Below are 23,221 nucleotides of genomic sequence, written 5' to 3'. Positions count from 1 at the left end.
CGGCTGCTTGTTCGGCAAACGCTCCCGTTGAACAAGATATTGTTTCACCCTTCGACGATTGTAAGGTATTTTTTGAGTTTTCCTTCAGATTCAACTATTAAAATATCTCCTCTTTCTTTGGTGGAAAAAATCTTTGTACTAACAGGGAGTTTATTTGACATCTCATTTTCAAAATCTGTATTAGTTTCATTTTTTGTTTGTATTTCACCGATTTGAACATCTTTTGTTAAAGATAACTCTTCTACCCAATCAATATTAGTTTGGTAAATTACTCCATCATACTGAAAAATATCAGCATCAGAATCCAATGTTAAAACTTCAGCAGCATCAATACGATCACTTGACACGGTTGTAGTTCCCCCTTGAATGTTGCATCCTGAAAACATTAATGAGGCTAATGCAATCAAACCGTAGAATAAATTTTTAAATTTCAATCCACTCACCTCTTTTATATATACATAAAGGTAATTTTCAATTATCTGCCCCTTTACTGAAACAAACGGCGGCTGCTTGTTCATTCCCTTTCCTGATAGCATTGTGTATATGGGAAACTCAAATTCTAAGTTCGCCAAGGTCATTTAGAAACCGCTTGACTTTAACCAATATTCTTCTGAATTTATAACTCCTTATACCTTCATCTGTAAGCCAAAAAATAATGGCTGTTAAAACTACAAAAGGGGACAGGAAATTTTCTATTCCGCCTTTACTTCCAGTCAGTAATATAGGGGCTGCTAGGAAAAGTAAACCCATAGAAGTATGAACGAGAAAAGATGCACCAACTCGTTTTAAACCTGTTAATCTACTGGTAGCAAAGTCTGACAATATTGAAGAAGGGATACCATATATAAAAAGAATTGGCAGCAAATACATCCCAGTGGCTAGCCCAACCGCCAATCTCTCAGCTAACATTGAAAAAATAATGATCATAAACGTCCCTGTCAGCAAAGATACAGCAATTTTCCTGATAACCATCGCCCACCTCCCAAATAAAAATGATTGTGGCTTTTTAACCTGCCCCGTTAATGCATTATCCATTTTTTACAATTTTATCACATAATCCCTTACAAGCGCTTATATCCGCAAGAACGGGATGCGAATTAACAAGCCATTTAACACCATCATTAGCACCTTTAGCTTTTTTAGTGCAATTTTTTACAGATAACTATATTTGAAGAGCCTTTTGCAAGACCGAATAGAAGAATCTTTGGGCACCTTCAACCCGAATTAAGCCCAAGCAGAATCCTTCACTTCCAATACAAGTAAATGCCTCTGCTGCTATCTTCTGCTATACTTCAAGAATACCTTTTATAACAAAAAAATAGATTCACGAGGTGTTCTCCATGATAAGTGCAACTGGCTGGGTGACTTTTTCTTATACACCCAAAGCTGTTAAAAATTACAAACCTAAAGCGATCAAAACCATAAATGCCTTCAGTAAAAATGGCAATCAATTTGATGTTCAGACCGTTTCCCCTCCGTTCGACCGCGAAGGCGATATCGCCCTTCAGGTCAAGTGCAACTTCGATATTTATATAAAAGAACGGTATGGATTTAAGGAAGGCACTGATTACATCCCTGTAGTAGGCGAGGAGCTTCAGGAATTGCTGCCTATGCAAGGTGTGCCGATTACACAGATCACAAATATTCAAAGGGTGTAGGGACCTTTGCTTTTATACCAAATGTCATAAGCTCTCTTTAACTCTCATTAGTCGAATCTCCTCCTGTAAGTAACTAATTAGTTATAAGTTCTTCATAAAGGGTAAGAAAAGAATAGCAGCACTAATAAGCCGTAAGCCATGGATACCTTCCACGGCTTTTTATTTTACTTATAGAAATGGAGGGATTCTGTTGAAACCAGAACAGCAAGAGGTCAAAAAAGTCGGATTTCCTGTCCTGTTAATTTTAGTTGGGCTCGTCATATCAGGTCTGTTCATCTATGGGTTTTCAGAGATAGCAGAGGGCCTGCTTGAAAACGAAGTCAAAACCTTTGATGACGCCATCATCGATTTCTTTATTTCAATTGAGAGCGCTGGACTTGACCAGTTTATGCTCTTCATCACTGAGCTTGGCTCTGTATGGTTCATTACCACTGCTTCGATTATAACCATTGGAGTCCTGTGGTTTAAATTTAAGGATAAGTGGGGGATTCTCTTCTTCATCCTGGCCATAGGTGCAGGCGGACTGCTTACTAAACTTTTAAAAACCTTTTACGAAAGAGGACGGCCGTCGATTAATCCGGAGATCGATGCAGTCGGCTTCAGCTTCCCAAGCGGCCACTCGATGGGATCTTTGATTTTCTACGGATTCCTGATCTACCTTGTGGTCAGAAGCGGCCTTTCACGTGCTGCTAAATGGACAATCGCGACTATGGCAGCACTGCTCTTTGTTTCCATTGGCATAAGCAGAATTTACTTGGGCGCCCACTTCCCGACAGATGTTCTTGCCGGACAGCTGGCCGGAGGGTTCTGGCTGATCCTTTGTATCCTGGCGCTTGAATATGTCAACTGGCAGAGCAGGAGTGAGGTGCGGCCTATAAAGGCAACACGCGAATTTTTCTCTGAACTGTTCTAGAGAGAATTATTATACTGAGAAGAAGAGAGGCATTATGCATGAAAAAATTTTTTAAAAGAGCTGGAATTACAATTGGCATAGCTCTCCTCCTGCTTTTAGCCTGGGGTATTATTGAGCCTTATACGATTGCTGTTGAACAAGAAACAGCAGAGATTCCCAACCTTCCCCAAGCTTGGGAGGGAAAAGATATAGCGGTATTAGGAGATTTCCAGGTCGGAATGTGGATGGATAATGACTCTGTGATTCCCCGTGCAGTGGATAAGATTATTGAAGAAGAACCTCAAGCTGTACTGCTTCTGGGAGACTATGTCTATCATCCTGCAGATGACAACACGGTACAAATGGAGAAGGTCGCAGATGCTCTGACACCATTAGAGGAGGCTGATATACCTGTCTTTGCCCTTCTCGGAAATCATGATTATGCAATGGATAAAAAAGATGACAGAGTTAACCAGGAAACAGCGGATCGTGTAGACCGAATGTTAGGGGAGAAGGGTATCCGCGTGCTTCAGAATGAGTCTGTTCCTCTTACTTTAAAAAACAATGAAGTAACAACAAATGGGGAGAATGAGAATACCCTTTACTTGGGCGGACTGGGGGCAAGCTGGCCGGGTAATGTGGATGTACCAAAAGCATTGAGGAATATTCCCGACAATGCTCCAAGACTGTTCATGATGCACAATCCTGAAGCGTTTAAAAAACTGCCGCCTGATTCTGCACCAGCAGCTGTTGCAGGCCACACGCATGGAGGACAAATCCGGATACCTTTCACACCAGAGTGGTCATATAAGGATCTTGGATCTAAAAATGCTCATGTTGACGGCTGGACTGATGAGAGTTACGGCAGGAATGGAAACAGCCTTTATGTAAATCGAGGGATTGGGTTCAGCCTGTTCCCAATCAGGATCAATTGTCCACCAGAAATCACATTCTTCAAATTATCCGCAAAGGCTTGATTTGAAATTGACTGATACACATCCACACAAAAAAGCGCGAAAAGGGACAGTCCCTCTTCGCGCTTTCTTGTGTTGAATCTCTTAATCTTACAGGTTTTCTCCATTACTGCTGATAACATCTTTGTACCAGTAGAAGGATTTTTTTCGGCTTCTTTCCAGCGTTCCGCTTCCATCATCATGCTTATCAACATAGATGAAACCATATCGCTTAGAATATTCACCTGATGAAGCACTCACCAAGTCGATGCAGCCCCATGAAGTATATCCAATGAGGTCTACCCCATCTTCTATTGCTTCGCCCATCGCTTTGATGTGATCGCGTAAATATTCAATACGATAGTCATCATTAATGCTGCCGTCTTCCTCAACCTTATCGTAGGCACCCAATCCGTTCTCAACAACCATCAGTGGTTTTTGATAGCGGTCGTACAGCTCATTTAGTGCAACACGAAGACCAGTCGGATCGATTTCCCAGCCCCAGTCACTCGCTTTAAGGAATGGATTTTTCACGCCGCCAATCAGGTTGCCTTCTCCGATTTCTTCTGGAGTTTTATTCTTCTTCTCCGTTCTGGACATGTAATAACTGAATGAAATGAAGTCAACCGTACCTTCTTTGATTGTCTCCAAGTCACCCTCTTGCATTTCAATCACAATATCGTTTTCCTTGAAGAATCGATTCGCGAATGTTGGATACTCTCCACGCACATGTACATCTCCACAGTAGAAGTTGAACATTCTTCCATCTGCCAATGCGTACATTACGTTCTCCGGGTTAGCATCATAGGAGTACGTCGGAGCATAGATCAGCATACATCCGATTTGAGAACCAGGTATGATTTGATGAGCAAGCTTTACGGCAATGGCACTTGCGACAAATTGATGGTGCAGCCCCTGGAAGCTTTCCTGCAGACGCGTTTCATCACTGGTTGCCGAGAACCCAAGTCCGAATAATGGGAAGTGAGTGGCACCATTGATTTCATTGAACGTCAGCCAATATTTCACTTTGTCTTTGTAGCGGTTGAAAAGAACCGTTACATAACGCTCGAAAAAATCTACCAGCTTACGATTCTTCCATCCGCCATATTCTTTTATTAAATGCAGGGGAGTTTCATAGTGAGCAATTGTCACCAATGGCTCGATTCCGTGCTTATGAAGTTCATCAAAAACCCGATCATAGAACGCCAATCCTTCTTCGTTTGGCTCAAGCTCGTCACCCTTAGGGAAAATCCGGCTCCAGGCAATACTCATGCGGAAGACTTTAAAGCCCATTTCGGCAAACAAAGCGATATCTTCCTTATAGCGGTGATAAAAGTCAATTGCCTCATGGTTAGGATACGTATATTTTTCAGTATCCATTTCAAAGTCGAAGCCAGATTGCGATAAAAGCTTCATACGTACTTTTCCGCCTGGTAACACGTCTGCCAAATTCGGCCCTCTTCCTCCTTCGTTATATCCACCCTCTAATTGATTGGCAGCAGTTGCGCCGCCCCATAAAAAGTTTTCTGGAAATTTCATTTCAATTACCTCCATTTTTTTAGTTACGGGTGTGTGCAAGATCGCACCCTTTTTCAATTTTTAAGCCTCAAGGTGTAACAAAACGTCATCATGTGTGACGGCTGCCCTATTTGTTTTGTTTATTTTTGCAAATGAAGTGGTGTTTGTGATGATAACAGGTGTCACTGTATCAAAGCCTTCTTTCTTGATACCTTCAATATCCACTTCCAATAAAGGCTGTCCTGCTAATACGCTGTCTCCCTGTACAACCAAGGCTTCAAAATACTTACCTTCTAGCTGAACTGTATCAATACCTACATGGATCAAGATTTCAACACCTTCTTCTGATGTAATCCCAATTGCATGTTTGGTTTTAAATAGGGTGGTTACCACGCCATTTACCGGAGATACAACTTTTCCATCAACCGGTCTGACAGCAATCCCTTCTCCCATTACTTCGGAAGAGAATGTTGGGTCGCTTACTTCAGAAAGCTTTACCACTTCCCCTTTCAGCGGACTGATCAAAACGGAATCCGTATCTGCCTTAGTTACTGCCACAGCTTCTTCCGTTTTCGCTACTTCCTCGTTTTCAACTGGAGCTTCAACCGGAACATCCTCAAACCCTAATAGATAAGAAATGATTGTAGCTGCAAAGAATGCTACAGCCATACCGATTAGTGCGTGCACAAAAGTGGGTCCAATAAATGACGCGACACCCGGCAGCCCTGCATTTCCTCCTAAGATATAAGCGGCAACACCTGTAATGGCGTAGTATACGCCCCCGACCGCTGCTCCTAATAAAGCACCGACAAACGGTTTTTTGAGTCTTACGTTTACTCCATACATGGCAGGTTCTGTAATACCCATCAAGGCAGTTATAGAGACCGTTAACGACAGAGATTTAAATTTTTTATTTCTTGATTTTAAAAATACGGCAAACGCTGCTCCTGCCTGGCCCATATTTGCCAAGAACATCGCCGGCATTAAGTAATCAATGCCCTTTACGGTAAGATTGTTGATCATAATAGGTACCAAAGCATAATGCATACCCGTCATAATAATTAACGAGAAAGTACCTGCCAGTAAAACCATCGCAATAAATCCAAAGTTTTCAAATAAGAAACCTAATCCACTAGATAGATAGTCACCAAGAATAACTCCAAGCGGCCCTACTGTCATTAAGGTTACCGGAACAACAACCAGAATCGTTAACGTCGGCACGACAATCAATTTCAAAGAACTATGTGTAAATTTATCGACAAACCTCTCAACATAAGAGGCAATCCAAATTGATAAGATAATCGGGATAACCGTTGATGAATACACAGCTGCAATTACGGGCAATCCAATAAAACTTATAGGTTCACCAGCATCGAATAAAGTCGTTAATGTTGGATGTAAAATGGCCGCAGCAATCGTAGCAGCTATATAAGGGTTACTTCCAAACTTACGGGCTGCACTGACTGCTAACAGAATCGGCAGGAAGTAGAATGCTCCATCCCCAATGGCATTTAAGATAATATACGTCTGAGACGCTGCATCAAGCCAGCCGAATGTAGCAAGGATGGCCAAGATCCCTTTAATCATCCCGGCGCCGGCAATCGCTGGAAGAATCGGAGTAAACACACCAGAGATGACATCAAAGATCGCGCTTATTACATTACTGCTGCCTGATTTTTCTCCGTTGCTATCCTCACTTAACTTAGTATTATGGATGATCTCTTTATAAACCTTCGGCACATCATTTCCAATGATAATCTGGAATTGGGACCCGCTTATATTCGTACCCATGACCCCATCCAAACTTTCAAGTTCACTGCGTTTTACTTTCTTGTTGTCACGCAAATTGAACCGCAGCCTCGTCATACAGTGAATGACACTCTGGACGTTATCTTCCCCGCCAACCAACTCTATTATCTTGATACCTAAATCCTTATGGTTCATATCCTTACACCCCCAATAATTTTAAAAAACATTTCATTTCCCAAAAGAAAAAACCCAAACTACGTGAAGACCAGCAAATACGTTGCCCGCCATTCCCGCAATTCAGGTTTTGCCTCAAGAGAGTAACAATCCTAAACGGAAAGTATTTATTTTTTCACTACACGTTCGATATGAATGGTTAAGTAAAGCAGTTCTTCTTCTGTCAGTTCATATCGGTATTGCTTTTCCACAAACTTCTTGATCTTCAACGAACATTGATAAGCATCAGGATACTTATTGATAATGACATTTAACAAATCGTCTTCCTGACTGTTTTTATGGTGCTCCCCCTTGACCAAGCGATGTGCGAAGAACTTCAGATGCGTGATGAACCTGTGATAATTTAAAGAAGACTCATCGAACTCAATTTTGAAGCTGTATTTGACAATCGTTAAGACGTCCTGGATCACCTTCGTCATATCAACCGTGTTGGTCATGTCCTCATTAAATTGAGCATTGACAATGTGGAGGGCAATGAACCCTGCCTCATCCTCCGGTAGAATAACGTTAAAGCGGTCGCAAATCTTATTCAAAGCTTCAAGGCCGATTTCGAACTCCTCTTTATAAAGGTTCTTCGTTTCCCAGAGCAGCCCATTCTTGATCGGCAGATTCTGATTATAACGCTCTATCGCAAAATGGATGTGATCCGTTAAAGAAATATAGATGCTGTCATTCAGCTCTTTTCCAAGCTTCTGTTTTGCAAAAAGGATGATTTCCTCCGACAGTTCCATATATTCCATTGGGATATCCGCAATCAGGGTCTTGAACTTCTTAGTGATATCCTGGTCTTCCAAAGTGAAGATCTTTTCTACTTTATCTTCATCGATGTCTTCCCCAACACGCTTGTTAAAAGCAATGCCGCGTCCCATGACAATCACTTCCTGATCATCTTTAATGGAGACAATCACATTGTTGTTCAGTACTTTATTAATCTTCACTTCGTCCACCTCCGATAACAAAAAAGGCAAAACCTTTCCCCATTAAATGAGGAAATCGGTTTTGCCTGATTTAACAGTAACAATCCGTTCTGTATGCGCTTACTTATTATATTACAACACATTAATGCTGTGTGCAACCTCTTTATCAAAAAATTTAAATACTATTAATAAGGCGCAATCAACGCATGCTGCGAAGCCGTCAGTAAATCCCTGAACACCCGGTTGAACGGCGTGCCACGGTCTGAAGCGTACATTCCCAGATAAGGATATAAGGCAAAAACAATCTCCCTGACACCTTGAGCAGTTCCCGCACACACTTCACTCACTTCATCGTATTGCTCATGACCCGATTCTCCTTCTAGATGCAGGCTCCAATTTCCATCAATCGTATTATAAAACGTGCTTCTCAAAGCTTCCAATCTATCACCCTGTTCATCCAGCACTTTCCTCAGAACCGGCTTTTTAGCAGACTCTTCCGCCAACATGTCTAAGTAGTGCTCCGCTTCCTCCATGACCCGCAGCCCAAGACCCAGCAACACCCCTGTAAAAGAAGCCTGAGCAAAAGGCATGAATGGATAGGAGAAAACAGGATCATCCACAACTCCATTGCTTTCAAAGATTGAAAAAGTCCGTTCTTCAGGAACAAACACATTTTCCACCTTAATCGAGTGGCTGCCTGTTGCCTTCAATCCAAAAGCATTCCAATCTCTCAAAATCTCAACCTGTTTCTCTGTAAAAGCAAAAGACCTCATCGCCGGTTCTTCCCCAGCACCATCCTCAATCATCGCATTAGCTGTAAATGTAGTCGCAAACTCAGCTCCCGAACAGTACTTCCACTGCCCTGTCACACGATAGCCGCCTTCACACTTCACCGCTGTTCCCGTTGGAGCCCCGCTGCCCGCAATTACCGCATTTCTTGGCAAAAACACATCATCCAAGACCTCTTTCTTCATATTCCCAGAGAAAAATCCGCCTCCGGAACCGATCGTCACCAGCCATCCAAAGCTGCCGTTAATAGAAGAAGCTTCTTCAAAAATCCGGACACTTTCCGGAAGAGAGGTCCTCCGGCCGCCAAACCTCTCAGGCACAAATAACTTGAACAACTGTTTATCATAAATGATAGCAAGGAGCTCGTCCGGAATAGCTCCCTCCCTATCCATCTGTTCTTCGTTTGAGCGGATTTTCTCCACCTCTTGTTCTGTGAACTCTTTCAACTCCATCACCTCGAACTTCCTTCGTTCAGCTTTTTTATAAGAATATCTTTATGAACTGCGGTTAAGTCAAATAAGTTGAACTCCCCGCTTTTAATTAAACGCAGAATCTCTTTTTGTTCCTTCCAAGCCAAATCATATAGCTTTTGATCAATCTTTCCCATCGAAAAAGCCTCTTCCAGCTCATCCACATCTTTTTCAATCACTCTGCCGGACGGAAGCACAACCAGATCCAAATACAAATCCTCCATCCAGGGAACCTCATCCTCAAAATGATTCTTTGCACATATATCGATGTACCACTGAACAATAGCACCCTTTTCGTCGAACATCGTCGTCACACAATGGTTCTTTCCCTCAGGGAACTGGTGCAGCCACATATACCCGTCATCGGCAATGCAATGGGGGTGGCCGCCATACCCCACCATCAAAGGGTGAGCGACCTTTACTGTATGTAATAAGGCGATGGCCCCTCTGAACGAGTCCGTTTTCAAAAAGGACTGGGCATACTCTTTTTCCAAAATCCGTTTCCATCCTTGGCGATTTCCATATTTTCTCTTCAGGACTTCCAACTCCCTTAATAATCCCGTTCATTTTATGGTAAAATTATACCAAAATAGTTGAAATAGTCTAATATTTATATTTCTGGCTTGAGAAAGGAGCAATACGGCTTGCTGTTTGTAAATATATTAATCGTCTATCTGATCCTTGTCCCTCTGGCCGTCCTTATCCATGAGATAGGCCACGCCCTTGCAGTCATATTCTTCACTAAAAGAAGTGATGCCAATGTATTTCTTGGTGCCCCCGTCACTAACAATTGCCTGCATTTTAAAATAGGAAGAATCCATTTTTATTTACGCTGGGCGAACTTTGGCTTTTGTTCTTCGATAGACCAAGATGGTAAAGCCTCAACAGAAATAATATCAGAAGGAAAGCGGATTGCCATCTACTCTGGCGGCCCTCTCGTTTCTTTTCTCGCCGCTTTGATTGCTTTCGCCACCTCGCCCCTGCTTTCCGGTGAATTGAATTCTCTCATGAGAGCCTTCACTGTCCTGAATCTCTTTACCTTTTTATCAACAAGCCTGCCCTATATTTACCCTAAATGGAGGAAAGGCCTGGGCGGCACGCCAACCGATGGACTCAGAGTCAAGCGCGTATGGCAGAAGCTGAGAGAGGAAAGAAAGCAGAGAAGAAAGGCAGTTTGAGGCAAGATACAAGAAGGAGCCTGTCCGGTTGAGAGGGAATAAAAAAAATCGCCAGGAAATTTACGATGCAATTCTCATAGCGTTGGTTATTACCTTTTTTCGATAAATTATTTTGTTACTTTATTTAAGACTTAACAGGAGGTCCTTCCGATTAAACCGAAAATATTAATCACTATATCTCTTTTAACCTTATCAGCTGGAGTGGTTGGTTGTTCACCTTCAACCACAGAAACTTCTGAAGAAATACAATCAGAGGAAAAGGCTCCTGTTGCTGAACAAGTTGAAAAACAAAAACTTCAAGAAACACTGGATTCGCCAAAAGAGGATGGTGCAGTTATATCCTTTGAGCAGGTAGAAGCAGCAAGTATAGACCCTGATTTAGATGCATATCAGATGATGTATTGGAGTGAAGGTATCGAAACAGCAGCTTACGTAACAATTCCTAAGAAGAAAGGTCATTACTTTTTAGGAGTGACCTGTCATGGAGGCTATGTAATCCCTCTAGACTTTGAAGGTATACAAAGTATTGACGAAGAGAACTTTGATGCTGAAACTATGTTAAGTGAAATGAGCAGTGAGGTCATTACTCTTCAGCCTTTATATAGGGGGTATGGAGAAAGCAAGGGAACAGCCCCTGGTCTGCACGGCGCAACTATAGATACTAATAATGCTATTGACGCTTTATATTCCTATTTCAAAGAAGGAAACATGGAGAGTTCTGTCAGGTCTGGCTTCATTAGTTTAAGCGGCGGCTCATTAGGCGGCGGTGTGGTATTAAAGCTCTCTCAGATGAGAAAAGATATTGATAATGTTGTAGCCATTAACCCATATGTTGGTCTGGACCTCGTATACCCGTGGGCCGAGAATCATCCAGAAAACGATTGGAATAAAGGTTTTTTAGAAACATATCAAAAAGAATTTGGAGACTATGATCCAGCATCTATCCAGGCCAAGGAAGAATCTATTGAACTAAAAAGATCCTTTACTCCCATTCTGATCGTGCAGGGGAAAGAAGATGAAGTGATGAACTGGGAGCTCACACAGAAATTTTATGAGAAATTAAAAAAGGAAAACCAGAACGAACATACCATTCTTGAATTTATACCTGATGGTGACCACTATTTAGTAGAAAATGAAAATGAATTAAATCAAATAATAGACAATTGGTATAGAGACATTGGTTCAATGTAGTAAAGAGGGTATTTAATTTAATGCATATTAATTAAAGAGGCACTGCAATATGGCTTGCAGTGCCTCTTTAGATTCATACCCTTTATTCCTTTTCCACTTCAAAACCGCCTGCAAAAGGCTCTGTTTTTTCATCTGCAAAATAAGCTTTATCTCCCTCTCAGCAGAACCTCTTATTCACTTCACTCCCCATGCTATGTTTCAAATAGCTCTTTAGAATTTCTTTTAGCTACGTACACTCTTGATCAATGGCAAAGTTATAAACAATTGTCCTATTCTTATCTATTTTTAGCAGCGTGGCGCTGCCGGATATCTCCTGGGAAGATCCTGAATGTAATACTTCATCAATTTTATCTGTTTACTCCTCGATATTTATAAGGTTGAGATCGATAATCATGAAGTCCTCCAGAATGGCTAACTCCTCGGCCATCTCCAAATAGGGAATCCCTGCTTTGGTCACTTTAACCGGATATTTGTTTATCATATGGATCTCCCCTTATGCTTGGTATTTAGGATAGGCCGTGACTATTTTACCGGAATCAGCGTTGTCATCGTAACATGCTATAAGTATATGTAAAATAATAGAAGTAATCAATATTCTAAAAAAGGAACATTCTTAACCCGTTCAAAAGATAATAAAAAGGACCAACCCCAGAGGAATTGGTCCTTGATAATTATTCAAACGCCGGAATCGCGGTCTCATCATAATTTTCTTCTAAAAACGTGCGTACTTCTTCGCTCGTCATCGCTTCTGCGAGCTTTTGGATCGGCTCGGAATCGACATTATCTTCACGTGCCACCAATGTGATCGCAAAGTCATTTTCAACGCCTTCCGTCAGGAGACCGTCACTTTTCGGAGTCAATCCAAGCGGTGACGCATAAGCCGGTGTCATGACGACAGCATCGGCGTCATCGTACATTCTTGCCAGCATCAGCAGGTCGACTTCTTTGAATTCATAGTTCTTCGGATTTTCAACAATATCGGCTTGTGTGTAGTAGACATCTTCTTTTTCTTTCAAAGTAATGACGCCATGCTGTGCAAGCAGGGACAATGAACGGTCGATATTGGAAACGTCGTTGGCAATCGCAATCACAGAGCCTTCAGGCAATTCTTCCATTGAAGGGTATTCTTTTGAGTACACACCATAGTTGGCAAAATAGATCGGTGTCACGGGAACAAGGTTTGCATCGTTGCTGCGGTTGAATTCCTCCATGTACGGAACATGTTGGAAGAAGTTCGCATCAACTTCTTCTGCCGCAAGAGCTGTGTTCGGCTGGACGTTATCTCCCAGAACAACCATTTCAAGGTTGATGTTATCTTCAGCAAGCATTGGTTTTACAAGCTCAACGATTTCTGTCATTGGCGGGATCAGAGAAGCTACTTTCAGAGTTACTTCTTCCTGAGGTTGATCTTTTGGTTCTGAGGCATTTTCTTCGTTATTTCCTTCGTTGTTTTGACCGCAGCCAGCTAGTACGAAAAGTAATGCTGCTGCTAGTAAAAGTAATTTTTTCATGTGTTTTTCCTCCTGGTGATTATTTGTATAAAATTCTTTTCAAGTTGTTGCTCTTCCGCGGGAATTGCGCTGGGACTCTTCTCTCGCTAGTCCAATAGGGCTGTGCGTCTGCAGCGACGATTCCCTTTAAATCTTTAAAGCCATTTCCTTAATTAAGTCACTAGCGTGAAAAAATAAGGGAACTTTTTACCGTTAATAGTCGATGGAGCTCATTTTGCTCTTGAATAAGGGAAGTTTTTGCTCTTGAATAAGGGAAGTTTTTTCCCTTATCTAAGGAAAAGGCGCCTATTTCTAGTGTTTTAAGTTAAATAAGGGAACTTTCTTCCTCTATTTAAGCTTTTTCCGGTACTATTTAGTGAATAAGGGAAGTTTTTTCCCTTATTTGAATAAGAAGCGCCTATTTCCAGTCTTGAGTCAAATAAGGGAACTTTCTTCCTCTATTCAAGCGATTTTCGATGACATTAAATAAATAAGGGGAATTTCTCCCTCTATTCAAGCGATTTTTGGGACTTTTTCAAAAATAAGGGGAAATTTTCCCTCTATTATTTCCCAAAGTACCTAATCTAACCCCTGACCGACAAAAACGATGCTAACTCCAGCACCCAGCTACCTCTTATCAATCAACCGAGCCACGGTCGTCCCGGCAAACTGAATCAGCTGCACAAAGATAATCATGATGACGATCATGTACAGCATCAAATCGGTTTTGAACTGCTGATAACCGTAGCGGATGGCAAAGTCACCGATCCCCCCGCCGCCAACGACCCCCATGATGGTGGAGTAGGAAATAAAGCTGATGATCGATGTCGTCAATCCGAGGACCAGCCCTGATCTAGCTTCGACATATACGAATTTAAATATAACTTCCCTCACCGAAGCCCCCATGGAAATGGCCGCCTCCATCACGCCTCTTGGCACGTCCAGCAAAGACTGCTCGACCAACCGGGAATAATGGGCAATCGCGATAATCGCCAGCGGGACGGTCGCCGCCGCTGTTCCGATGGCTGTCCCGATGATAAACCGTGTGAATGGAATCAAGAAAACCACTAATAGCAGAAATGGAAACGAACGGATGATGTTGACCAATAAATTCACGATCGAAAATAGCCACTGATTCTCAAGCATATTTCCCTTCCTGGTCAGAAACAGCAGCGTGCCCACGGGAAGCCCCAGCAGAATGGCCGCAAGAATAGAAATGCCGACCATGACAAAGGTCTGTCCGATAGACCGCCAAATTTCAGCTTCGTATTGAACTAAAACTTCCAGCATCTATCACACATCCTTTTTCAGCTGTTCGATAAAGTAATCCGGGCTGTCATCCCTGGCTTGTATCCCTCTTGGCTCCGAGTCGACGGTATCATAGATTTCCCCGCCGGCCATCACCGTCACGCGATTACAGATACTCTTAATCACGCTCATCTCGTGGCTGACAATCACAATCGTCACTCCGAGACTTCGATTGATATTTTCTAAAACACCCAATATATCGGACGTTGTGTTCGGATCGAGAGAAGAAGTCGGCTCATCGCACAGCAGCACCTGCGGCTTATTCGCCAATGCTCTCGCAATCGCCACCCGCTGCTTCTGCCCGCCGCTCAACTGCGCCGGATACTTTTCCATAAAACTCTCCAACCCGACAAACCGAAGGCACTCCATCACACGGTCCCGGCGTTCTCTTTTTGGAAAATTCGCCAGCTGCAAAGATACGACCACATTCTCATACACCGTTTTATTGGCCACCAGATTAAAGTGCTGAAAAATCATCCCGATCGACTTCCTGGCCTCACGAAGCTTCCGGCTGTTCATCTTCGTCAGGAACTGTCCGTTCACTTCGACTTCCCCTTCATCAGGGATCTCCAGCAAATTCATCAGCCGCAGCAAGGTTGACTTCCCCGCCCCGCTGGCTCCGATAATGCCGTGAATCTCGCCTTTATGTATCGTCAGTGACACCAATTTAATGGCTTGAAATTGTGAAAAACTCTTCGTCACATTATGTAACGCAAGCATAAAAAAACCCCTTTCTTATGTGAAAGGTAAATTTAAGACGCATACCATTATAGCTTAATTCGCTAGTGGTGTCAGGTACGCCGCTCTTATCTATTTATTTAGAAAAAAGAGACTATTGATCCGATGTCACATGTTAATGAAGATCCTTAACAAAGAAGCTATAAATGAAAATGCTGATAAAATCATTGAACTTAACTATAGACGCAAAAAATAAGAGAAGAAATTACCCTTATTTAAGGAACAGCAACAAAAACAGCGTAAATAGAGGTAAAAACTTCCCTTATTCACTTAAAAAGCGAGAAAAAAACGCGTTTTTCATGCCTTAAGGGAAAAAAGTACCCTTATTTATCCGAAAAGCGAGTTCCTTTTTGTAAATAAGGGAACAAACTTCCCTTATTTCAGAGCAAATCATTTCTAGACTGGGCTGGGAATGGTGCCGGCCTGCAAATCACCAAGCCAGTGATTTCATCATTGATATTCGCTGCTTCTTCCGGGTCTGCAGACCGCTTAGATTGGTAAACGTCCAGATTCAGATTTAACTAGGAAACAGATCAAAAAATTAAGAGACAAGGTGTCCCTTCTCTCTTTTACAACCTATTTCATGGTTATTCTGCTTCCACACCCGCAAATGATACTATGCTTCAGCGTTTTGATTTGTCCTTTGCATGTTGGACATAAGCTTTTTTTAGGCAGCATGTTCTTTTACCTCTTTCATATACCTTTTTTATTTTCTCAATGGCAGCTTGTCCTTCCAACTTGATAAACACCTGCAAAATTTGAATTCCGCGTATGATATTCCATCCTGTTTAAAAAGAATGTGGTATCCGCCGCAAATGGACGAATACCACGGGAAATACTATGACGAAAAGCATTCTGCGTCTCCAAAGAGAGACACAGAATGGTAATCCATACACGAATACTGTTTATTTCAAATCAAATCGGTCTGCATTCATTACCTTCACCCAAGCAGAGATGAAGTCTTTTACAAACTTCTCTTTGTTATCATCTTGAGCGTACACTTCTGCAATCGCACGCAGGACAGAGTTTGATCCGAATACAAGATCGACTCTTGTCGCAGTTCTCAGCACTTCACCTGTCTTGCGGTCGCGTCCTTCATATACGCTTCCGTCTACTGGCTTCCACTCTACTCCCATATCAAGCAGGTTCACAAAGAAATCGTTTGTAAGGGTGCCCGCACGATCAGTGAACACTCCATGCTGGCTGCCGCCGTGGTTCGTACCGAGCACACGCATACCGCCAATCAGGACAGTCAGCTCCGGCGCAGTAAGATTCAGCAATTGTGCTTTATCCACGAGAAGTTCTTCCGGGCTTACGCTGTATTCTTTCTTTTGATAGTTGCGGAAACCGTCAGCCATAGGCTCCAGTGCTTCAAAGCTCTCCACATCTGTTTGCTCTTGTGTTGCGTCCCCGCGTCCTGGTGCAAAAGGAACTGTCACCTCAAAGCCAGCATCACGTGCAGCTTTTTCGACTGCCGCACTTCCGCCAAGCACGATCAAATCAGCAATGCTGACTTTCTTATCAAGATGATTTTGAATTTCCTCCAGCACAGTCAGTACTTTCGTCAGCTGCTCCGGCTGATTCACTTCCCACTCCTTCTGTGGAGAGAGACGGATGCGGGATCCATTGGCACCGCCGCGGTTATCCGATCCGCGGAATGTGCTCGCTGAAGCCCAAGCAGTCGTGACGAGCTCGCTGATTGTAAGTCCTGAGTCCAGGATCAATACTTTAATTTTTTCTACTTCTTCGTCCGTCAATTCATAATCAACAGCCGGTATTGGATCTTGCCAAATCAGCTCTTCTTCGGGAACTTCCGGCCCTAGATATCTTGAAACTGGTCCCATATCACGGTGCAATAGTTTGAACCATGCACGCGCGAATGCATCTGCAAATTCTTCCGGATTCTCGTGGAAGCGGCGGGAAATTTTTTCGTAAGCCGGATCCATACGCATGGCCATATCGGCCGTCGTCATCATCGTCGGAACACGTTTTGCAGCATCTTCTGCATCTGGTGCCAGGTCTTCGTCTTTAGGATTTACAGCTGCCCATTGGTGTGCGCCAGCAGGACTCTTGGTCAGTTCCCACTCATAGCCAAACAATAAGTCGAAGTATCCATTATCCCACTGAGTCGGATTAGCCGTCCAAGCTCCTTCAATCCCGCTCGTGATGGTATCCCGGCCTTTTCCGGAACCGTGAGTACTCGCCCAGCCGAAGCCTTGCGCCTCAATAAGACCGGCCTCTGGATCAGCACCGACATGAGCAGCGTCTCCCGCACCATGCGCCTTGCCAAATGTATGGCCGCCAGCTGTCAGGGCAACGGTTTCTTCGTCATTCATTCCCATACGGCCAAACGTTTCACGAATATCACGCCCACTTGCCAACGGATCAGGCGTGCCGTTTGGTCCTTCAGGATTCACATAAATAAGGCCCATCTGCACGGCAGCAAGCGGATTCTCAAGCTCGCGGTCGCCTGTATAACGGTTATCGCCAAGCATTTCCGTTTCAGAACCCCAGTAAATATCTTCTTCAGGATGCCAAATATCAGCACGTCCGCCGCCAAAACCAAAGGTCTTGCCGCCCATTGATTCAATCGCAACATTTCCTGTCAGAAGCAATAGGTCTGCCCAGGAGATCTTGTTTCCGTATTTTTGCTTAATTGGCCAAAGCAGACGGCGCGCTTTATCAAGGTTACCGTTATCAGCCCAGCTGTTCAGCGGAGAAAAACGCTGTGCACCGGTTCCTCCGCCCCCGCGGCCGTCACCCGTACGATACGTACCTGCAGCATGCCAGGACATACGGATGAAAAACGGGCCGTAATGTCCGTAGTCCGCAGGCCACCAGTCTTGGCTGTCTGTCATGAGATCATGAAGATCCTTCTTAAGAGCATCATAATCCAGTTTCTTGAACTCTTCTGTATAATCAAAGTCTTCTCCCATAGGGTTCGTTTTTCTATCATGCTGATGCAGAATGTTCAGGTTTAACTGATTCGGCCACCAGTCTTTTTTTGTTGTACTAACTGATTTATTGCTTGAAGCACTTCCGTGAAACGGGCATCCTTCAGCAGCATTGCTATTATGTTTAGTGTCCATATTCGTTTCCCCTTTTCATATAAATTAACTATTCATAACTTATAAAAAGTAAGTATACCTAAATGATAACACCTATCAGTTAAAAGTCAATACTTATTTATAATGATTATTAATAAATAAACTTTATTGATAATGTTGTTCTGTAAAATGGCTGTCATTTCAGGCTTTTTCAAGGATATATCACTATTTGTGTTAAGGGGTATGCGTCTTCTTCCTAATGTAGTTAATTAAAAAAGGCAAATTTTAAAGAAAAGAAACTCTACTTTTAACTTAAGATTCACTAAATAATCTTAATAAGCACTCACACTATTACCATTACTATTACAGCCTGGTCAGTATTTATGATACTTGTTTCAATTTTTTGTTATTTTAACTTATTCCTGGAACGGTGAGTAACTTGGTATCCCGTTCAAAGGCGAGTATATAAAAAAGCGATCTGCCCAGTTTTAAAGGATTACGTTTTCGGTCTTTTTGTTTAACGACAACAGCTATTGTCCCATCAAAAAATGTGTGTCATTCCCATTACTGTTAAATCGTTAGTTTACCTTATGGTGAAATAAGGGTGGACAAAGAGAACTGATGGTCCATTAAAAGGGGCCGTTTAGTTAGTTTAAGCAGGTCCGGTTTTGTAGTAAAGTGATACTAGAACAACTTAGGGGAGATCGTAAATGGGTAAAGGAATATATAAATTAATAAGTGAAGCAGAGTTAAGAAAGTATGCAGAACTTGCTGTACTAGCTGGTGTAAATCTGCAGCAAAATCAATTATTGATTATTCATAGTGATATCCAAAATGCTGTGTTGGCACGACTAATCCAAAAGGCAGCCTACGAGGCAGGAGCTTCCAATGTTTTTATAGATTGGACAGATGAACAGTCTGCCAAAGAATTTTACTTACATGCAGCAGATCGTGTCATCGATCACTTTCCCGACTGGCAGGCTGCCCGTTTTAAAGAGTGGGACGATGCAGGTGCTGCATACATTCATATCATTTCTGAAAACTTAGATGTCTTTAAGGATGTTTCTTCTGAGAGGATAAGCCGTTTTCAGAAAGCTTCCCGTACCAAGTTGAGTGATTATCATGCGAAAATTAGATCTCACCAGATACGCTGGTGTCTTCTGGCTGTTCCGTACGCTGCATGGGCAGGTAAAGTATTTCCCAGCCTAAGTATAGAAGAGGCTTTACAATCACTATGGAAATTAATTTTAAAAGGATCTCGGGCAGACAGAGAAAATCCTATAAAAGATTGGGAGAGCCACAATAGAGACTTCGAGTTCCGCAAAAAAGTCTTAAACGAGAGCCAATTCGAAGCCCTGCATTTTACAAATAGCCGTGGAACTGATTTATTCGTCGGCCTGCCTGAAAACCATCGCTATATCGGTGGAGGAGTACAAGATAAAAATGGAATACCTTTCTTTCCAAACATTCCTACGGAAGAAATATTTACGGCTCCCCATAAATATAAGGTGAATGGCAAATTGGTTGGTACTAAACCTCTTATTTATGGAGGAAGTGTCATCGATGATTTTTATCTGATTTTCAAAGATGGACGGATTACCGACTACTACGCCGCCAAGGGACAAGACGTGTTACAAGATCTCATCGAAACAGACGAAGGTTCACATTATCTAGGGGAAATTGCCTTGGTCTCTAATCAATCTCCTCTTGCTCAGGAGGATACCCTCTTTTACAATACCTTGTTTGATGAAAATACGGCCTGTCATATTGGAATCGGAAATGCCTCTCCCTCCAATATTCAAAATGGCATGGACCAATCGGAGGAAGAGTTGGAGGCAGCGGGTATGAATACTTCACTTTTGTTAGTCAATGTAACCTTTGGTTCCGAAGATATGAAAGTAACGGGCATTAAAGAGGGCGAAACGGAAATCCTGCTGATGAAGGATGGGGATTTTCAATTCTAATTCGAATACAACTTAAAAACGCAAATTATTGTACAGACAAAAAGACTCGTCGATTGACGAGTCTTTTTGAGTTTGAGCACCTAAAACAGAACTCTTTATCTCATTTTCACTATCGACATTAACTTACACTCTGAAATATCTGGCACAAACCGAACCCTGCCGCTCTTTCATCTTGATTTACCAAACCGAACATATAACGGCCCCTTTAAGGAGAAAATAGAAGTATATTTGTGATAAGGACGGTTATTATGAGCTACCCAACCAAAGACGATATAAATAAACTTGATACTCAGTTGACAGAGCTGCGGCTGGAAAACTTTATTCATGAGGATTTTCTGACTCCCCAATGGTGGTTTTTACTGAGCCTCTTTATACTTCCCTGGATTGCTTGGTGGTTCCTGGTGGACAAAGGAAGGATCAAGCAAATATGGCTCTTTGGGGCGCTAATGTCTATCCTTATTATCTATTTAGATGATATTGGAAGTGAGTTGGATCTCTGGAATTATCCCATTAAACTCATTAACATTATCCCGCGGCTGAACCCTATAGATATCAGCGTCCTTCCTGTAATGCATATGCTGCTTTATCAATACTTCACAAAGTGGAAGCCCTTTCTATGGGCGAATTTCATTATGGCACTTTTCAACTCCTACATAGCTGAACCTTTCTTTGTAAAAATCAATATTTATGAATTAACCAATTGGAAGTACTCCTATTCCTTGCCAATCTATATATTAAAGGCCGTCGTGATTAAATTTATTCTTGAAAAGGTTTTATTAAAAAGTAAGGGTAAATAAGGGTTTAATTCATGTCCCAGGCTAGAAGTGACTTTCTCTGTAATAAGGGAATATTTTTCCCTTAAATACAAAAAGGAACTCGATTTAGGATAAATAAGAGAACTTTTTTCCCTTAAGGCGGAAAAAACACGCTTTTTTCTCGCTTTTTAAGTGAATAAGGGAAGTTTTTACCTCTATTTACGCTGTTTTTGGTGCTGTTTTTTAAATAAAGGTATTTTCTTCCCTTATTTTTTGCGTCTATAGTTACATTCAATAGTTCTATTAGCATTTTGATTCATGTCCCAAGATAGAAGTGAACCCTCTCTAAAATAAGGGAATATTTTTCCCTTATTTGCAAAAAGGAACTCGATTTCGGATAAATAAGGGAACTTTTTTCCCTTAAGTAATGAAAAATGCGCTTTTTTCTCGCTTTTTAAGTGAATAAGGGAAGTTTTTACCTCTATTTACGCTGTTTTTGATGCTGTTTTTTAAATAAGAGTATTTTCTTCCCTTATTTTTTGCGTCTATAGTTACATTCAATAGTTCTATTAGCATTTTAATTCATGTTCCAGGCTAGAAGTGACTTTCTCTGAAATAAGGGAATATTGTTCCCTTATTTGTAAAAAGGAACTCGATTTCGGATAAATAAGGGAACTTTTTTCCCTTAAGTAATGAAAAATGCGCTTTTTTCTCGCTTTTTAAGTGAATAAGGGAAGTTTTTACCTCTATTTACGCTGTTTTTGATGCTGTTTTTTAAATAAGAGTATTTTCTTCCCTTATTTTTTTGCGTCTATAGTCTAGTTTTTACCCGCCCAGTAAACCAACTGGGCATGCTGCTGATTCAAAAATGGCTTCCCATTTAGACGGTTTCTCCATAAAAAAAGCAGAGCTGAAAAACAGCTCCACTTTTGTACCTGCCTATTCTCTATCAAACAAAGCCGCTCCCGCAATACCCGGGTTCGTCATTTCATAAGGATCCAGAATCAAATCAAGCTCTTCTTCCGTCAGGACATCGTACCTCAAGCACAGCTCTCTGATTGGCTCGCCGTTCAAGATGGCTTCCCTTGCGATCCGTGAAGCGACTTCGTAGCCGATATGCGGGTTGACGGCCGTGATGATCCCGACACTCTTCTCCACATAAGTCTTCATTCTCTCTTCGTTTGCCTCGATGCCCTTTACACAGTTCTCTGTAAACGTATCAAAGGCATTGTTCATGATGCTGATGGATTGAAGAAGGTTGAAGATCAGCACAGGCTCCATAACGTTCAATTCCATCTGCCCGGCTTCGGACGCCATGGAGATGGTGTGGTCATTTCCGATGACCTGGAAAGCCACCTGGTTTATAAGTTCCGGCATGACCGGATTCACTTTTCCAGGCATGATGGATGAACCCGGCTGCCTTGATGGAAGGGAAATCTCACCCAGGCCGGCTCTTGGTCCTGAAGCCATCAAGCGCAGGTCATTCGCGATTTTAGACATATTCACCATAGAGATCTTCAGCGTGCTGGATACTTCTGTGTAAGCATCCGTGTTTTGTGTAGCATCCACCAGATGTTCAGCGCCTGTGAACGGAAGGCCGCTGATTTCTGCCAGGTAAGGCACGACAAGCTCGATATATTTCGGAAACGCATTGAGGCCTGTCCCTACGGCCGTCGCTCCCATGTTCAACTCATAGAGATGCTCCCTGGTCCGCTCTATACGCTTAATATCTCTTGCAATCACTCGGCTGTACGCTTCGAATTCCTGGCCGAGCCTGATCGGAACTGCGTCCTGCAGGTGGGTGCGTCCCATTTTGATGATATGGCTGAATTCCTGGGCTTTAGCACTGAATGCCTCGTGCATCTTTTCCATCGTCGGAATCAGCTGATCGAGCAGGTTCAAGATCGAAATGTGCATGGCTGTCGGAAAGGCGTCATTTGTTGATTGTGACATATTGACATGGCTGTTCGGGCTGCAGTGACCGTACGCCCCTTTCTCTTTTCCCATGAATTCCAGTGCACGGTTGGCAAGGATCTCATTAATGTTCATGTTGAACGATGTCCCGGCGCCTCCCTGGATTGGATCTACAAGAACCTGATCATGCCATTGTCCATCGATCATTTCATCCGCCGCTTTCACGATGGCTTCGCCGATCCCAGAATAAAGCCTGCCGACATCCACATTCGCTTGTGCAGCCGCTTTTTTCACCATGGCCATTGCCTTGATCAATTCCGGGTGAATCTTATAGCCTGTGATCGGAAAATTCTCCACCGCACGCAGCGTCTGAATTCCATAATAAGCATGTTCGGGTACTTCTTTAGATCCGAGGAAATCTCGTTCCACTCGGTGTTTGTTTACTGTGACTGACAT

20 protein-coding genes are annotated in these 23,221 nt (G+C 42.5%); 7 read left to right on the top strand and 13 right to left on the bottom strand.

Annotated features, from left to right (window positions below; translation table 11 throughout):
- Positions 1 to 44: 44 nt before the first annotated feature.
- Both FZC78_RS11150 and FZC78_RS11145 read right to left on the bottom strand, forming a co-directional pair.
- Positions 45 to 518, bottom strand: coding sequence for a hypothetical protein (locus tag FZC78_RS11150; RefSeq protein WP_435874086.1), 474 nt, complete (start codon positions 516 to 518; stop codon positions 45 to 47).
- Between the two features lie 34 nt (positions 519 to 552).
- Positions 553 to 972: a hypothetical protein gene (locus FZC78_RS11145; protein WP_148939773.1), complete on the bottom strand. Its 420-nt coding sequence runs from the start codon at positions 970 to 972 to the stop codon at positions 553 to 555.
- Between the two features lie 368 nt (positions 973 to 1,340).
- On the opposite strand from FZC78_RS11145, the gene FZC78_RS11140 reads away from it, so the two are divergent.
- From FZC78_RS11140 to FZC78_RS11130, 3 genes are all read left to right on the top strand, one after another.
- Positions 1,341 to 1,658 carry an antA/AntB antirepressor family protein gene (locus FZC78_RS11140; RefSeq protein ID WP_252183591.1) on the top strand — a complete coding sequence of 106 codons (318 nt, stop codon included), beginning with the start codon at positions 1,341 to 1,343 and terminating at the stop codon, positions 1,656 to 1,658.
- A 190-nt stretch (positions 1,659 to 1,848) separates the two neighbouring features.
- On the top strand, positions 1,849 to 2,571 hold the full coding sequence (locus tag FZC78_RS11135; protein WP_148939771.1) for a phosphatase PAP2 family protein: 723 nt from the start codon (positions 1,849 to 1,851) through the stop codon (positions 2,569 to 2,571).
- A gap of 38 nt (positions 2,572 to 2,609) precedes the next feature.
- Complete coding sequence (locus FZC78_RS11130; protein WP_148939770.1) at positions 2,610 to 3,527, top strand: metallophosphoesterase; 918 nt, start codon at positions 2,610 to 2,612, stop codon at positions 3,525 to 3,527.
- A gap of 87 nt (positions 3,528 to 3,614) precedes the next feature.
- On the opposite strand, the gene FZC78_RS11125 is transcribed toward FZC78_RS11130, so the two are convergent.
- From FZC78_RS11125 to FZC78_RS11105, 5 genes are all read right to left on the bottom strand, one after another.
- Positions 3,615 to 5,042 (bottom strand): glycoside hydrolase family 1 protein, encoded by a 1,428-nt coding sequence (locus FZC78_RS11125; RefSeq protein ID WP_286365490.1) that lies wholly within the window; start codon positions 5,040 to 5,042, stop codon positions 3,615 to 3,617.
- Between the two features lie 60 nt (positions 5,043 to 5,102).
- Positions 5,103 to 6,965, bottom strand: a complete 1,863-nt coding sequence (locus tag FZC78_RS11120) for a beta-glucoside-specific PTS transporter subunit IIABC (RefSeq protein WP_148939769.1) — start codon at positions 6,963 to 6,965, stop codon at positions 5,103 to 5,105.
- A gap of 146 nt (positions 6,966 to 7,111) precedes the next feature.
- A complete protein-coding gene (gene licT, locus FZC78_RS11115; protein WP_148939768.1) occupies positions 7,112 to 7,942 on the bottom strand; it encodes a BglG family transcription antiterminator LicT in 831 nt (276 codons plus the stop codon).
- A gap of 164 nt (positions 7,943 to 8,106) precedes the next feature.
- Positions 8,107 to 9,162, bottom strand: coding sequence for an acyl-CoA dehydrogenase family protein (locus FZC78_RS11110; protein ID WP_252183592.1), 1,056 nt, complete (start codon positions 9,160 to 9,162; stop codon positions 8,107 to 8,109).
- Positions 9,162 to 9,674: a DUF402 domain-containing protein gene (locus FZC78_RS11105; RefSeq protein ID WP_252183590.1), complete on the bottom strand. Its 513-nt coding sequence runs from the start codon at positions 9,672 to 9,674 to the stop codon at positions 9,162 to 9,164. Before FZC78_RS11105 ends, FZC78_RS11110 begins: the two co-directional genes overlap by 1 nt.
- A 150-nt stretch (positions 9,675 to 9,824) precedes the next feature.
- Between FZC78_RS11105 and FZC78_RS11100 the strand changes: the two genes are divergently transcribed.
- Together FZC78_RS11100 and FZC78_RS11095 are read left to right on the top strand one after the other, a co-directional pair.
- Positions 9,825 to 10,358 (top strand): site-2 protease family protein, encoded by a 534-nt coding sequence (locus FZC78_RS11100; RefSeq protein ID WP_148939765.1) that lies wholly within the window; start codon positions 9,825 to 9,827, stop codon positions 10,356 to 10,358.
- 201 nt (positions 10,359 to 10,559) lie between these two features.
- Positions 10,560 to 11,549 (top strand): alpha/beta hydrolase family protein, encoded by a 990-nt coding sequence (locus tag FZC78_RS11095; protein ID WP_148939764.1) that lies wholly within the window; start codon positions 10,560 to 10,562, stop codon positions 11,547 to 11,549.
- A 355-nt stretch (positions 11,550 to 11,904) separates the two neighbouring features.
- Here the strand turns inward: FZC78_RS11095 and FZC78_RS24580 are convergent, their stop codons facing one another.
- The 5 genes from FZC78_RS24580 to katG all read right to left on the bottom strand — a co-directional run bounded on the left by FZC78_RS24580 (position 11,905) and on the right by katG (position 18,174).
- Entirely contained in the window at positions 11,905 to 12,030 is a 126-nt protein-coding gene (locus FZC78_RS24580; RefSeq protein ID WP_286365489.1) for a hypothetical protein, read from the bottom strand.
- Positions 12,031 to 12,220: 190 nt separating this feature from the next.
- Entirely contained in the window at positions 12,221 to 13,060 is an 840-nt protein-coding gene (locus tag FZC78_RS11090) for a MetQ/NlpA family ABC transporter substrate-binding protein (protein ID WP_148939763.1), read from the bottom strand.
- Between the two features lie 606 nt (positions 13,061 to 13,666).
- Positions 13,667 to 14,329, bottom strand: a complete 663-nt coding sequence (locus FZC78_RS11085) for a methionine ABC transporter permease (protein ID WP_148939762.1) — start codon at positions 14,327 to 14,329, stop codon at positions 13,667 to 13,669.
- 3 nt (positions 14,330 to 14,332) lie between these two features.
- Positions 14,333 to 15,067 carry a methionine ABC transporter ATP-binding protein gene (locus FZC78_RS11080; RefSeq protein ID WP_148939761.1) on the bottom strand — a complete coding sequence of 245 codons (735 nt, stop codon included), beginning with the start codon at positions 15,065 to 15,067 and terminating at the stop codon, positions 14,333 to 14,335.
- Positions 15,068 to 15,990: 923 nt separating this feature from the next.
- Positions 15,991 to 18,174, bottom strand: coding sequence for a catalase/peroxidase HPI (gene katG / locus FZC78_RS11075; RefSeq protein WP_148939760.1), 2,184 nt, complete (start codon positions 18,172 to 18,174; stop codon positions 15,991 to 15,993).
- Between the two features lie 668 nt (positions 18,175 to 18,842).
- Between katG and FZC78_RS11070 the strand changes: the two genes are divergently transcribed.
- Together FZC78_RS11070 and FZC78_RS11065 are read left to right on the top strand one after the other, a co-directional pair.
- Positions 18,843 to 20,096, top strand: a complete 1,254-nt coding sequence (locus FZC78_RS11070; RefSeq protein WP_148939759.1) for an aminopeptidase — start codon at positions 18,843 to 18,845, stop codon at positions 20,094 to 20,096.
- A gap of 248 nt (positions 20,097 to 20,344) precedes the next feature.
- The gene (locus tag FZC78_RS11065; RefSeq protein ID WP_148939758.1) at positions 20,345 to 20,893 is read left to right on the top strand and encodes a CBO0543 family protein; all 549 of its coding nucleotides are present in this window, start codon (positions 20,345 to 20,347) and stop codon (positions 20,891 to 20,893) included.
- Between the two features lie 897 nt (positions 20,894 to 21,790).
- Here FZC78_RS11065 and aspA read toward each other — a convergent pair.
- Positions 21,791 to 23,221, bottom strand: a complete 1,431-nt coding sequence (gene aspA, locus FZC78_RS11060) for an aspartate ammonia-lyase (RefSeq protein WP_148939757.1) — start codon at positions 23,219 to 23,221, stop codon at positions 21,791 to 21,793.

Origin of the sequence: Rossellomorea vietnamensis, from assembly GCF_008180415.1 — a bacterium.
Taxonomy (GTDB): domain Bacteria; phylum Bacillota; class Bacilli; order Bacillales; family Bacillaceae_B; genus Rossellomorea; species Rossellomorea vietnamensis_C.
Note: the sequence above shows the minus strand (reverse complement) of the source record. Positions and strands in the feature narration are given on the sequence as shown.

Coding starts and splice junctions, on each gene's coding strand:
- katG (WP_148939760.1), bottom strand. CDS start 18,174: ATGGACACTAAACATAATAGCAATGCTGCTGAAGGATGCCCGTTTCAC.
- aspA (WP_148939757.1), bottom strand. CDS start 23,221: ATGTCAGTCACAGTAAACAAACACCGAGTGGAACGAGATTTCCTCGGA.
- FZC78_RS11150 (WP_435874086.1), bottom strand. CDS start 518: ATGAACAAGCAGCCGCCGTTTGTTTCAGTAAAGGGGCAGATAATTGAA.
- FZC78_RS11110 (WP_252183592.1), bottom strand. CDS start 9,162: ATGGAGTTGAAAGAGTTCACAGAACAAGAGGTGGAGAAAATCCGCTCA.
- FZC78_RS11090 (WP_148939763.1), bottom strand. CDS start 13,060: ATGAAAAAATTACTTTTACTAGCAGCAGCATTACTTTTCGTACTAGCT.
- FZC78_RS11120 (WP_148939769.1), bottom strand. CDS start 6,965: ATGAACCATAAGGATTTAGGTATCAAGATAATAGAGTTGGTTGGCGGG.
- FZC78_RS11130 (WP_148939770.1), top strand. CDS start 2,610: ATGAAAAAATTTTTTAAAAGAGCTGGAATTACAATTGGCATAGCTCTC.
- FZC78_RS24580 (WP_286365489.1), bottom strand. CDS start 12,030: ATGATAAACAAATATCCGGTTAAAGTGACCAAAGCAGGGATTCCCTAT.
- FZC78_RS11070 (WP_148939759.1), top strand. CDS start 18,843: ATGGGTAAAGGAATATATAAATTAATAAGTGAAGCAGAGTTAAGAAAG.
- FZC78_RS11140 (WP_252183591.1), top strand. CDS start 1,341: ATGATAAGTGCAACTGGCTGGGTGACTTTTTCTTATACACCCAAAGCT.
- FZC78_RS11080 (WP_148939761.1), bottom strand. CDS start 15,067: ATGCTTGCGTTACATAATGTGACGAAGAGTTTTTCACAATTTCAAGCC.
- FZC78_RS11125 (WP_286365490.1), bottom strand. CDS start 5,042: ATGAAATTTCCAGAAAACTTTTTATGGGGCGGCGCAACTGCTGCCAAT.
- FZC78_RS11145 (WP_148939773.1), bottom strand. CDS start 972: ATGGTTATCAGGAAAATTGCTGTATCTTTGCTGACAGGGACGTTTATG.
- FZC78_RS11085 (WP_148939762.1), bottom strand. CDS start 14,329: ATGCTGGAAGTTTTAGTTCAATACGAAGCTGAAATTTGGCGGTCTATC.
- FZC78_RS11065 (WP_148939758.1), top strand. CDS start 20,345: ATGAGCTACCCAACCAAAGACGATATAAATAAACTTGATACTCAGTTG.